Below are 12,231 nucleotides of genomic sequence, written 5' to 3' on the forward strand. Positions count from 1 at the left end.
GTCGTTTTTGAAAATCTTTTTAGTTATTCTAAGCGTCTTTTTTTTTAATGGGTGTTTTGGGCTAGTCTATAAAACTCCCATTTCAAGCCCCCCTATCTCTTATGACCCCTACACTACCACCATTGGGAGCTTGTATGCTAAAAATTTAAAAGAAAACCCTAACCATAGCGCGGCCATTCTTTTAGAAGATGGCTTTGACGCTTTATTGCACAGAGTGGGTCTTATCAGAATGAGCCAAAAAAGCATTGACATGCAAACTTATATCTATAAGAACGATCTTTCCTCTCAAGTGATCGCTAAAGAACTTTTAAATGCGGCCAATCGTGGGGTGAAAGTGCGCATCCTTTTAGATGACAACGGGTTAGATTCAGATTTTTCAGATATTATGCTTTTAAATTTCCATAAAAACATTGAAGTGAAAATCTTTAACCCCTACTATATCCGCAATAAAGGCCTGCGTTATTTTGAAATGCTTGCGGATTATGAGCGCATTAAAAAACGCATGCACAACAAGCTTTTTATTGTGGATAATTTCGCTGTCATTATAGGGGGGCGCAACATTGGGGACAATTATTTTGATAACGATTTAGACACGAATTTTTTAGATTTAGACGCTTTGTTTTTTGGGGGGGTTGCTTCAAAAGCCAAAGAAAGCTTTGAACGCTATTGGAGATTCCACCGCTCTATCCCTGTTTCATTACTAAGAACCCATAAAAGACTCAAAAACAACGCTAAAGAAATCGCTAAACTCCATGAAAAAATCCCTATCAGCGCTGAAGACAAAAACCAGTTTGAAAAAAAAGTCAATGATTTTATAGAACGCTTCCAAAAATACCAATACCCCATTTATTATGGGAATGCCATTTTTTTAGCCGATTCACCCCAAAAAATTGACACGCCCTTGTATTCGCCTATCAAAATCGCTTTTGAGAAAGCCCTTAAAAACGCTAAAGACTCCGTTTTTATCGCTTCATCGTATTTTATTCCAGGCAAAAAGATGATGAAAATCTTTAAAAATCAAATTTCTAAGGGGATTGAATTGAATATTCTTACCAATTCCCTTTCATCTACGGACGCTATCGTGGTCTATGGGGCGTGGGAAAGGTATCGCAATAAATTAGTGCGAATGGGCGCGAATGTCTATGAAATACGAAACGATTTTTTCAACCGCCAGATTAAAGGGCGCTTTAGCACCAAACATTCCTTACACGGCAAGACAATTGTTTTTGACGATGCCCTAACGCTTCTAGGGAGTTTTAATATTGATCCGCGCTCTGCATATATTAACACTGAAAGCGCGGTCTTGTTTGACAACCCGTCTTTTGCCAAAAGGGTGCGTTTGTCGCTTAAAGATCATGCCCAACAATCATGGCATTTAGTCTTGTATCGGCACAGAGTGATTTGGGAAGCTACAGAAGAAGGCATCTTAATCCATGAAAAAAACTCGCCTGATACCTCTTTCTTTTTGCGTTTGATTAAAGAATGGTCTAAAGTCCTTCCTGAAAGAGAACTTTAAACGCTTTCAATGCCTTTCTTTCTGCGAAAAAGCGATGTTATTGGTAACAGCGGTTAAAAGCGCTGAACACACAAACACCAAATGGATCACCACTTGCCAAAAAATAGGGTTATGCGATAGGGGCGTGTCTTTAGGAATGCTAGATAGAACGTCTTCTAAACTCATGTAGCGTTTGAGCAAAAAAATCGCCGAAATGGCTACAATGGAAAGGGAAACCTTTAACTTTAAGGCGTTAAAATCCGTGTGTTTTAGCCAAGTGATTTCGCTGGCATCCACCTTGTCTAATTTAGAAACAAAGCTTTCATAACTGGCGAGCAACACCATTAAAACAAGCCCGGCCATAAACAACAAATCCACTAATCCTAAGGCTGATAAAACCAAATCCGTTTCACTAATGGTGTCTAAATGGCTGAGCATGTGCCACAACTCTTTCATGAACACATAGCCTAAAACCACCAGCACTAACGACATGGCAATGCACAAAGGGGCTAGTAACCAACGAGTGGCAAATAACACTCTTTCAATCAATTTTTCTAGCATGTTCAAACTCTTTTTTTAAGGATTATGTCTTTTTTTAAACCCTTGATTATAGCTAATTTTAAAAAACCTATTGAGATAGCGCTCTTTGGCTTGTAGGATAGCTTGAATGTTTTTTGCTCCTTGTATTTGTTTTTATAGCAATCCCACCACACACTGGTTTTATTAAGCATGTCTAGTGCTCAAGCTCATGATTGATGTTTTATCGCTATTTTGAGATTTTGCTGTTTTTCTATGAATTGGACTACCCTTAATCGTTTCATTCTAGTCATTTTTTTGCATTGCTTTCAGCACCAACTCATTTTGATGCTTGCATTGGTTGTAAGAGGCTTAAAGGGGGTTAGTGCCTTTTTTCAAACAATTCATCTGCTAATTTTTTGTCCGCTAATTCTTGCGTTATTAAATCATTTTCGCTAATGTCTAGTTCATATAAGTCTAATTTATTCTCTGCGTGTTCGGCATGTGGGTTACCTTTATTTTCTACTAGATTTCTGTTTGAGTAATAATCAACAATTAAATGGTTATCTTTTGTCCTATCTACAACTACTCTAAGTTTTACGCCGTTATTTTCCCACTAGTAACCATATCTAAATCTGTCTTGTAGCATAAGATTCCTCAAAATGCGAATTTTAGGGAGTTTGTAGCGGTGTTGGGGGGCATTCTTTATTAAAAAACTAGGGGATTTTAAAAAATAAACTTAAAAGAGAGGTAACTCTTTTAAGTTCGCAAAGCCCTTAACGCGCTTCTATGACAACCGGTTTAGTCATCTTCTTGCTGACTTCATCGGCATGCATTAAGGCTTCTTGCTTGCTCTTATAAGGGCCTATGAGATAGCGTTTAGTAGCCCCCCTATCTTCAATTTTATGGGGGAATTGATTAAACGCTTGCAAAAACGCTTTGTTGGGCGTGTGCGCAAAAACCCCCACTTGCAAATAATGCCCTTTAGTAAGATTGGTTTTAGAATTAGCTTTCTTAGAAACTTCTTTATGGGCTTCTTTTTTAACTTTAGGCTCTTTTTTAGCCGCATGCGTAGCTTTATCTTTATGTGCTTCTTTATCTTTTGGTGCTACTTTAGGCTTTTTGTGGGGGGTTTCTTTTTTAGCCACAGCCTGAGATTCTTTTTGAGCGCTCATGGGAATAGGCTCAACAGCTTTTAATTCTTTTTGAGATTCTTGTTTTTCTTCTGTTGCTTTCATCTCCATTTGAGCTTGATCGGTTTGAATGGGCATAGAATTTTCACTCTCTTGTTTTTTAATATTATCCACCACTTTGTCTAACTTGTCTTCTTGTTTGGGAGAATCCATATTCAAGCTTTCAAACTCATCGTCTTTTTTCTCATCTTTAGTGTTGCCTATTTTTTGCATGCCGCTATCGGTTTGTAAAAAAGTCTCTTTAGGAGCGACTCTGGTGCTTTTCCAAAACACCATTAAAAGCACCGCCAAAATGATAATGGCTATAGCCACGATCAAAAACACCTTTTTAGTGCCGCTCCCATTATTCTCTTCTTCTAAGATCACTTCATTCAGTCTTTCTTTTTCTGACATTAAAAATCCTTTCAAAAATGGTTATAAATGCTTCGCCCAAGAGCTTCCTCGCTCTTTTGCAAACACTTCATAAGGTAAAGCTAAAATATTAAATTCCTTAGGCCATTCGTTGCTAGGGAATATTCTCCATTCTTTAGGCAACCCTTGCGCTAATTTCATGGACAAAGTTTTAATCAACCTCTCGCCCTCGCCCAATTCCGTATGCCCCTTATGCACATACAAATGCAAATGCCCTGGCGTTTTCGTGTTATAAGCGGTAAAATTCATAAAACCCTCTTCACGAAGCAATAACTGCGCCTTATGATAAAAACGCTCTGGGCTCCTCCCGTTATAATCAAACACGATGTTTTCCACCTTATCGTTACGCAAGATGAGGTTGTGCGCGATTTCTATTTCCCTTTTCAAATGCTTTTGAATGAGCGAGCTTGTGAGCATGGCATTCATTCTTTGGAATTTATTATAATAACAACGACCCGCATAATCCACCCTCTCCCCCAAGCCTGGTTTTTTTTCAAAATAATGGCTTGTGTCTATCTTAATGAGCTTTAATTCCATTTCCGTCATCATGCTTCCTTAAAAAATAGGTTGGTGGTACACAGGGAATTGACTAGCCATGGCCTTCAATTCTTCTTTCACATGCAATTGCAAACTAACATTATTAATATCATTCAAAATATCTGATATTTTATTCCCTATGGTTTCAAATTCTTTAGCTCCCATGCCCCTTGCGCTCAATGCCGCTGAGCCAATCCTTATCCCGCTCGTTACAAAAGGGCTGCGCGTTTCGCCAGGAATGGTGTTTTTATTCACGGTGATCCCAGCATTCCCTAAAGCAATATCAGCGTCTTTCCCGCTATAAGGCTTATCTAAGAAATCCATTAAAAGCAAATGGTTAGAAGTGCCACCGCTCACTAATTTGTGGTTTTTTTCTTTTAATACTTTAGCCAAAACTTGCATGTTAGATTTCACTAATTTTGCGTAAGCTTTAAATTCTGGTTTTAGATTCTCTTTAAACCCCACCGCCTTAGCAGCGATCGCATGCATCAAAGGCCCGCCTTGAGTTCCTGGAAAAATCGCTTTATCAATCTTAGCCGCTATCTCTTCATCATTAGTTAAAATAAGCCCCCCTCTAGGCCCTCTTAAGGTCTTATGAGTGGTGCTTGAAACCACATGGCAATGCGGGAAAGGATGGGCATGCTCATTAGCGACCACAAGCCCTGCCACATGAGCTATATCGCCTAGTAATAACGCCCCCACTGCATCAGCGATTTCCCTAAATTTCTTAAAATCAATCTCCCTTGGATAGGCCGAAAACCCACACACAATGATTTGTGGCTTAACGCTTTGAGCGATTTTTAGCATCTCTTCATAATCAATATAACCATCCAAACCCACGCCATAAGAAAAGCTCTGGTAATGCTTGCCGGTTAAACTCACTTTAGCGCCATGCGTTAAATGCCCTCCACAGCTTAAATCCATGCCTAAAATCTTATCATAAGGCTTTAAAAGGGCGTGATAGACAGCGTTATTGGCTTGTGAGCCTGAATGCGCTTGCACGTTAGCAAACTGGCAATTAAAAAGCTTTTTAGCCCTTTCTATGGCCAGGCTTTCTATTTTATCCACCACTTCACAGCCTCCATAATAGCGCTTGTTAGGATAGCCTTCAGCGTATTTATTCGTTAAAATGCTCCCCATAGCCTCCATGACACTAGGAAAAGTGTAATTCTCGCTCGCTATCATTTCTAAATGCTCATTTTGGCGTTTAAATTCTTCAACGATGAACTCAAAGATTTCACTATCCGTTTGTTCTAAAAAATAAGCCATTATTCTTCACCCTCAACATTAAAATCGTTTTTAACAGGACGCATCGCTGGGAATAAAATCACATCTTTAATGCTTTTAGCTCCAGTGAGTAGCATCACTAATCGGTCAATGCCTATGCCTTGCCCTGCAGTGGGGGGCATTCCATGGGCTAGGGCCCACACGTAATCTTCATCCATGTATTGGGCTTCTTCATCGCCTTTTTCTTTTTCAGCCACTTGATTTTTAAAGCGCTCTAGTTGATCCAAAGGATCGTTCAACTCGCTAAAGCCGTTAGCGATTTCTTTACCTGCAATAAACAATTCAAACCTGTCAGCAATATTAGGGTTACTATCGTTGCGTCTGGCTAGGGGGCTAATTTCAATAGGGTATTCGGTTACAAAAGTGGGGTTAATGAGCTTATGCTCTACAAAATGATCAAACGCTTCAGCGAGCAATTTGCCATGAGTGAGGTTTGGCTCTACTTTAATGCCTTGATCTAACAAATAAGCTAAAAGCCTGTCTTCTTTTTCTAAAATGCCCTTACTAATGCCCCCTATCGTTTCTAAAGCGTCCAAATAGGAAATCACGCTCGTTTGATTGAAATCCACTTCCATATCGTTGTAAATGATTTTTGAATCTAAATTTAAAGTCTTTAGCAAGTAGTCAAACAACCTCTTGCTCAATTCAATCAAATCTTCATAAGTGTGATACGCCCAGTAAAACTCAATCATCGTGAATTCGGGGTTATGGCTGTGATCCATGCCCTCATTCCTGAAATTACGATTGATTTCAAACACCGCCTCAAAACCCCCCACAATCAGGCGTTTAAGGTATAATTCTGGGGCGATTCTCAAATACCTTTCAATTTCTAAGGCGTTATGATAAGTGATGAATGGCCTTGCGTTCGCCCCGCCAGGAATGGGGTGCATCATAGGGGTTTCCACTTCTAAAAACCCTTCCATTTCAAAGAATTTCCGCACGCTAGAGACGATCAAACTGCGCTTTTTAAACACGTCTTTAACGCCAGGATTGACGATCAAATCCAAGTAGCGCTGGCGGTAACGCAATTCTATATCGCTCAGTCCATGAAATTTCTCAGGCAAAGGCACGATGGTTTTGCTTAAAATGTGAAATTCTAGGGCATGAATGCTTAATTCACCGGTTTTGGTAGCAAAAGGGAAACCTTTCACCAACACAATATCGCCCACTTCTAAATGCTTTTTCAAGCTTTTAAACTCATCGTTCAATTCATTTTGCGAAACATAAGCTTGTAAAATCGTGCTTTCATCTTCAATTTTAATAAAACATGCCTTACCCATTAAACGCAAGAGCTTGACCCTCCCTACAACGCTCTCGCATTTTTCTTTGTCTTTAGGCTCTTCTAAATCCTTAACATAAGCGTATTTTTCTAAAAAAGCGGCGTTGGTAAGGCTCCGTTTCAAGCCATTTTTATAAGGATTTTTGCCTTCTTCTCTCAAGCTATTGGCTTTATGGATGCGTTGTTGGATGTATTGGTTAGAAAACATGTTGTGCCTTTATAGGGGTTCTTTATTAGATGGGGTTGGGATTGGTGGGGTTTGGTTGGGTTTATTGTGTTTTGGCTCTAGCATGTTTTTAGGCAAATCTTTAGCCTTTTCTTTTAAAGCTTCTACGCCCTTATCCGTAGCCTTATTAAAAGATTCTTTGGCGTTATCAATAGATTCTTTATTTTTAACTTCATCGCTCATTTCTTCAAGGTTGTCTTTAAGGTTTTTCTCCACATGTTTGACGCCATCAAGGCGCATGATCTTACTGGCGATGCTTTTCATGGTGGGGAAAATAGCGCTCTTTTCTTGCAAATAGGCGTTAGCGTCTTTCATTAAATCCATTTTAGAGAGCGCATAAAGGATGAAAGAAAGCACTAAAAAAGTCTTCAAACATGAAAAAATAAACCCTAATGCCTTGTCTATAATGCCTAGACCGCTAAAGACTAACATCTTGCCTAGCAACACTCCAAGAGCTAAAAAAAACACCCAAATGGACGCCAACACCAGTAAAAAACCAATGAGATTGGTCATGGTTTCATTTCTTAAATCATACAAATGCTCTGAAAATAAATTCCCAACAGCCACAGAATAGCGAGACGCCAAATAAACGCCAAGCACAATCCCCAAAGTCGCTGCTATTTCACTCACGAAGCCATGATAAAACCCCCTAATCCCAAAGGCTACCACTACCACAAGTAACGCCAAATCAATATAGTTCAAACCCTAAACCCAAACCTTTCTCTCATTATCTCTATCTCATATAAGGATAGTCGTAGCGTTTTAAAACAAACACCCATCATTCTTAAATCATGCCAATTCACGCTCTTTAGGCTTGAAATTTGAAAATAATAACACAACTTAAAAAAAACTACCCTTAAAAAAATCAATCTAAAATTCTTAAATTAAAATATAGCTATAATACACTAAAACAATCTCAAGGTTTCAAAATCTAGCCATGCGTCTTATTCTGTTCAATCAAAACGCTTTTTTATTGGCATGCATGTTTGTTTCAAGCGTGTATGCGAACGCTGTTTTAGACGCTTATGCGGTTGAAAACCCTTATATCACTATCATGCTCACAAGTTTGCTAGCCCCTTTAAGCATGCTAGCGTTTTTAAAAACCCCCAGAAATAGCGCTTTTGCTTTAGGGTTTTTCGTGGGGGCGTTATTGTTTTATTGGTGCGCTTTAAGTTTTCGCTACTCGGATTTCACTTACTTATTACCCTTAATCATTGTTTTAGTAGCGTTAGTTTATGGGGTTTTATTTTATTTGTTGCTCTATTTTGAAAACCCCTATTTCAGGCTTTTGAGTTTTTTAGGCTCTAGTTTTATCCACCCTTTTGGATTTGATTGGTTAGTCCCGGATAGCTTTTTTTCTTATAGCGTGTTTAGGGTGGATAAATTATCTTTAGGGCTTATTTTTTTAGCTTGCATTTTTTTGAGTGCTCAAAATCTTAAAAAATACAGAATGATAGGGGTTTTATTGCTGCTTGGCGCGTTGGATTTTCATTTCTTTAAAACAAGCGATTTAAAAGAGGTTGGAAATGTTGAATTAGTCTCTACAAGAACGCCCCAAGATTTAAAATTTGATTCAAACTACCTTAACAATATTGAAAACAACATTCTTAAAGAAATCAAACTCGCTCAAAGCAAGCAAAAAACCCTGATTGTTTTTCCAGAGACCGCCTACCCCATCGCTTTAGAAAACTCCCCCTTTAAAGCTAAGCTAGAAGATTTAAGCGATAATATTGCTATTTTAATAGGGACATTGCGAACTCAAGGCTATAACCTTTATAACAGCTCGTTTTTATTTTCTAAAAAAAGCGTTCAAATCGCTGATAAAGTGATCTTAGCCCCCTTTGGCGAGATAATGCCTTTACCGGAGTTTCTTCAAAAACCCCTTGAAAAGCTCTTTTTTGGCGAGAGCGCTTATTTATACCGCAACGCTCCCCATTTCAGCGATTTTACATTAAATGATTTTACTTTTCGCCCTTTAATTTGCTATGAAGGCACTTCCAAAGCCGCTTATTCAAACAGCCCTTCAAAAGTTTTTATCCTAATGAGCAATAACGCATGGTTTAGCCCAAGCATTGAACCCACCTTGCAAAGAACGCTTTTAAAATACTATGCAAGGCGTTATGATAAAATCATCTTGCACAGCGCGAATTTTTCAACTTCTTACATTTTAAGCCCTAGCTTATTGGGCGATATTCTTTTTAGGAAACGATAATGATTAAAGCGATTGATATTTCTCATGCTTTTGAAAAACCTCTTTATAATGGCGTGAATTTGCACATTAAACCCAAAGAAAGCCTGGCGATTTTAGGCGTGAGCGGGAGCGGTAAAAGCACGCTTTTAAGCCATTTAGCCACCATGCTAAAACCGGATAGCGGAACAGTCAGCTTGTTAGAACACCAAGATATTTATGCCTTAAATTCCAAAAAGCTTTTGGAATTACGGCGCTTAAAAGTGGGCATCGTTTTTCAATCGCATTACCTTTTTAAGGGTTTTAGCGCTTTAGAAAACTTGCAAGTCGCTTCAATTATAGCCAAGCAAGAAATAAATCATTCCCTTTTAGAACAATTAGGTATAGCCCACACCCTAAAACAAGGCGTGGGCGAATTGAGTGGCGGCCAGCAACAACGCTTAAGCATCGCTAGAGTGCTTTCTAAAAAACCCCAAATCATTATCGCTGATGAACCCACCGGGAATTTAGACACCACTAGCGCTAATCAAGTCATCAGCATGCTGCAAAATTACATTACAGAAAACGAAGGGGCGTTAGTCTTAGCCACGCATGATGAGCATTTAGCCTTCACTTGCTCTCAAGTTTATCGCTTAGAAAAAGAATCTTTAATTAAGGAAAAATAAAAATGTTACAACGCCCTAAAATTGTCGCTGAATTGAGCGCTAACCATAACCAGGATTTAAACCTAGCCAAAGAAAGCCTTCATGCCATTAAGGAAAGCGGCGCGGATTTTGTCAAGCTCCAAACCTACACGCCAAGCTGCATGACTTTAAATTCTAAAGAAGATCCTTTCATCATTCAAGGCACTTTATGGGATAAAGAAAATCTGTATGAATTGTATCAAAAGGCTTCTACCCCCCTAGAGTGGCATGCTGAATTGTTTGAGTTGGCTAGAAAGCTTGATTTAGGCATTTTTAGCTCGCCCTTTAGCTCAAAAGCTTTAGAGCTTTTAGAGAGCCTGAATTGCCCCATGTATAAAATCGCTAGTTTTGAAATCGTTGATTTGGACTTGATTGAAAAGGCCGCTCGCACACAAAAGCCCATTATCCTTTCTAGCGGTATCGCCACACACGCCGAATTACAAGACGCCATCTCATTATGCAGAGGAGTGAATAATTTTGACATCACCCTTTTAAAATGCGTGAGCGCTTATCCCAGCCAAATAGAAGACGCTAATTTATTGAGCATGGTTAAATTAGGCGAAACCTTTGGCGTTAAATTTGGCTTGAGCGATCACACGATTGGCTCTCTTTGCCCCATTTTAGCCACCACTTTAGGGGCGAGCATGATAGAAAAGCATTTCATTTTAAACAAATCCTTACAAACCCCAGACAGCGCTTTTAGCATGGATTTTAACGAATTTAAAAGCATGGTTGGAGCCATCAAGCAAAGCGTTTTAGCCTTAGGCGAAGAAGAGCCAAAAATCAATCCAAAGACTTTAGAGGAGCGAAGATTTTTTGCGCGCTCTTTATTCGTCATTAAGGACATTCAAAAAGGCGAAGCATTGACTAGCGATAATATCAAAGCCTTACGCCCCAACCTTGGCTTACACCCTAAATTTTATAAAGAAATTTTGGGCCAAAAGGCATCAAAATTCTTAAAAGCCAACACCCCTTTAAACGCTGATGATATAGAACGCGCATTATAAGTTTGTTTTCATTGAAAAATGGAGGTTTTAAGCTTTGTTGCTATCGTTTTAGATTTGATTTTTGATTAAAATTTTTAAAAATTATTTTTAGTTTCTTCAACATTTTTTGCTAGTAACTTTAAAAGATCATTGGATTTCTTATTATAATTTTGCATTAAAAATTTAGTGTCTATTAAAATTCCTTGTATATTTTCATATTGTTTTAGATTGTCTCTCCACTCTCCATTTGCAAAGCCTATATTTTCAAAAATATTACCCAATTTTAGCGGATTGTTAAATCTGTTGAATGGCATTAAAAAGATATTGTAAATCTCTTTTTTTATTTCTAGTTTTGCCGCATATTCGCCATAAACAATCTGTTTTATTATGGATGCACTATTGGGTAAATCGCTTGCAACTCCACTTGTGCCATATTTATAATATTTTGCATCTAATATGTAAATCTTATCGTCAAATAGCATGATGCTATCTGGTTGCAACAAATAATCAGGGTTTTGATTAGAACACCGCAAATTCCATTTTGTTTTAGGAAAATAAACTTCTTTATTTTTTATACCAAATGCTCTGTCTATCATTTTTTCCCAAACAACATAAAAATGATATGTTCCAAATTTAAAATCAGTCTTATCCAAGATATTATCATCTTGTAAAAGAATATTTTTCATGGATTGAAAAAGGATTTTCTTGTCATCACTAAAGGTGTTGTTTAGTTTGTTTTCAAGCAGATAAATGCAATAATTTTTATCAGTGGGTAGGTTAAATTTTGGTGGCATAAATGAGCTAAACACAAAGCCAAATTTAGAAAACGCTTCATGCACACAATATCTGTTTATAGCTGTTATCAATTCATTTTCATTTACCATTTTCCTTTTAACTTGAAAACGAGTATAAACAAAAGAGTTTTTATTGTTAAAAGTTTGAATAATAGGTCTATTTTTCTTAATCGTTTTGGAAAAATTTATCCTGCCTTTTGCGTTATTTTCATAATAGCTTTTATTTTCTGCATAATAACCATGCGATAAAAAATATTCTATGATATTTTTATATGCTGTAAGTGGAAAATTTGATCCTATAATCTCATTTTTACTATTTAATAAATTTTCACATGCAATTGTTTTATTGTATTCTAAAAGAATAGAAATGAGCTTTTTTACATCTGCTCTAATGTTTTTATCATCGCCTGCATCAAATCCTAGTGGGAAACAAATTTGCAAATCATTATTGATGCTTCTAATACCTACAAAATTGTCGTTCAATTCATTGTCTGTAAAACAGCGTTCTTGTGAATTACCCAACCGCTAAAGCGATTGGGCTTTTTCTTGCTTCATAGCTCCATAACTAGCTAGATCTAATATGTTGCCATATTGAGAACTAACCCCGTTAGAGGAAGCTCCACAAGCTTTGATACG

At 37.8% G+C, this 12,231-nt stretch carries 11 protein-coding genes; 4 read left to right on the forward strand and 7 right to left on the reverse strand.

What is annotated here, in order from left to right:
- Positions 1-7: 7 nt before the first annotated feature.
- Complete coding sequence (gene clsC, locus H7O61_RS07030; RefSeq protein WP_079295552.1) at positions 8-1,516, forward strand: cardiolipin synthase ClsC; 1,509 nt, start codon at positions 8-10, stop codon at positions 1,514-1,516.
- 6 nt (positions 1,517-1,522) lie between these two features.
- Here the strand turns inward: clsC and H7O61_RS07035 are convergent, their stop codons facing one another.
- The 6 genes from H7O61_RS07035 to H7O61_RS07060 all read right to left on the reverse strand — a co-directional run bounded on the left by H7O61_RS07035 (position 1,523) and on the right by H7O61_RS07060 (position 7,646).
- Positions 1,523-2,056, reverse strand: a complete 534-nt coding sequence (locus H7O61_RS07035) for a TIGR00645 family protein (RefSeq protein WP_000890449.1) — start codon at positions 2,054-2,056, stop codon at positions 1,523-1,525.
- A gap of 731 nt (positions 2,057-2,787) precedes the next feature.
- The gene (locus H7O61_RS07040) at positions 2,788-3,597 is read right to left on the reverse strand and encodes a hypothetical protein (protein ID WP_001929197.1); all 810 of its coding nucleotides are present in this window, start codon (positions 3,595-3,597) and stop codon (positions 2,788-2,790) included.
- Positions 3,598-3,618: 21 nt separating this feature from the next.
- On the reverse strand, positions 3,619-4,161 hold the full coding sequence (locus H7O61_RS07045) for a DUF1882 domain-containing protein (protein ID WP_187875549.1): 543 nt from the start codon (positions 4,159-4,161) through the stop codon (positions 3,619-3,621).
- A gap of 9 nt (positions 4,162-4,170) precedes the next feature.
- Positions 4,171-5,421 carry a serine hydroxymethyltransferase gene (locus H7O61_RS07050; protein WP_187875545.1) on the reverse strand — a complete coding sequence of 417 codons (1,251 nt, stop codon included), beginning with the start codon at positions 5,419-5,421 and terminating at the stop codon, positions 4,171-4,173.
- On the reverse strand, positions 5,421-6,926 hold the full coding sequence (lysS, locus tag H7O61_RS07055) for a lysine--tRNA ligase (protein WP_002206361.1): 1,506 nt from the start codon (positions 6,924-6,926) through the stop codon (positions 5,421-5,423). Before lysS ends, H7O61_RS07050 begins: the two co-directional genes overlap by 1 nt.
- A 9-nt stretch (positions 6,927-6,935) precedes the next feature.
- Complete coding sequence (locus H7O61_RS07060) at positions 6,936-7,646, reverse strand: CvpA family protein (RefSeq protein WP_001106260.1); 711 nt, start codon at positions 7,644-7,646, stop codon at positions 6,936-6,938.
- Positions 7,647-7,881: 235 nt separating this feature from the next.
- On the opposite strand from H7O61_RS07060, the gene H7O61_RS07065 reads away from it, so the two are divergent.
- The 3 genes from H7O61_RS07065 to pseI are packed head-to-tail and all read left to right on the forward strand — an operon-like array spanning position 7,882 to position 10,822.
- A complete protein-coding gene (locus H7O61_RS07065; RefSeq protein ID WP_079339474.1) occupies positions 7,882-9,156 on the forward strand; it encodes an apolipoprotein N-acyltransferase in 1,275 nt (424 codons plus the stop codon).
- Positions 9,156-9,797: an ABC transporter ATP-binding protein gene (locus H7O61_RS07070; RefSeq protein WP_079295548.1), complete on the forward strand. Its 642-nt coding sequence runs from the start codon at positions 9,156-9,158 to the stop codon at positions 9,795-9,797. The genes H7O61_RS07065 and H7O61_RS07070 overlap by 1 nt, the downstream gene beginning before the upstream one ends.
- A 2-nt stretch (positions 9,798-9,799) precedes the next feature.
- Positions 9,800-10,822, forward strand: a complete 1,023-nt coding sequence (gene pseI / locus H7O61_RS07075; RefSeq protein ID WP_001929190.1) for a pseudaminic acid synthase — start codon at positions 9,800-9,802, stop codon at positions 10,820-10,822.
- A 74-nt stretch (positions 10,823-10,896) separates the two neighbouring features.
- On the opposite strand, the gene H7O61_RS07080 is transcribed toward pseI, so the two are convergent.
- Positions 10,897-12,117 carry an LlaJI family restriction endonuclease gene (locus tag H7O61_RS07080; protein WP_187875546.1) on the reverse strand — a complete coding sequence of 407 codons (1,221 nt, stop codon included), beginning with the start codon at positions 12,115-12,117 and terminating at the stop codon, positions 10,897-10,899.
- Between the last annotated feature and the right edge of the window lie 114 nt (positions 12,118-12,231).

This window comes from Helicobacter pylori (genome assembly GCF_014496965.1).
In the GTDB taxonomy this organism is placed as follows: Bacteria; Campylobacterota; Campylobacteria; order Campylobacterales; family Helicobacteraceae; genus Helicobacter; species Helicobacter pylori_CZ.

Coding starts and splice junctions, on each gene's coding strand:
- H7O61_RS07035 (WP_000890449.1), bottom strand. CDS start 2,056: ATGCTAGAAAAATTGATTGAAAGAGTGTTATTTGCCACTCGTTGGTTA.
- H7O61_RS07040 (WP_001929197.1), bottom strand. CDS start 3,597: ATGTCAGAAAAAGAAAGACTGAATGAAGTGATCTTAGAAGAAGAGAAT.
- H7O61_RS07045 (WP_187875549.1), bottom strand. CDS start 4,161: ATGACGGAAATGGAATTAAAGCTCATTAAGATAGACACAAGCCATTAT.
- H7O61_RS07050 (WP_187875545.1), bottom strand. CDS start 5,421: ATGGCTTATTTTTTAGAACAAACGGATAGTGAAATCTTTGAGTTCATC.
- lysS (WP_002206361.1), bottom strand. CDS start 6,926: ATGTTTTCTAACCAATACATCCAACAACGCATCCATAAAGCCAATAGC.
- H7O61_RS07065 (WP_079339474.1), top strand. CDS start 7,882: ATGCGTCTTATTCTGTTCAATCAAAACGCTTTTTTATTGGCATGCATG.
- H7O61_RS07070 (WP_079295548.1), top strand. CDS start 9,156: ATGATTAAAGCGATTGATATTTCTCATGCTTTTGAAAAACCTCTTTAT.
- pseI (WP_001929190.1), top strand. CDS start 9,800: ATGTTACAACGCCCTAAAATTGTCGCTGAATTGAGCGCTAACCATAAC.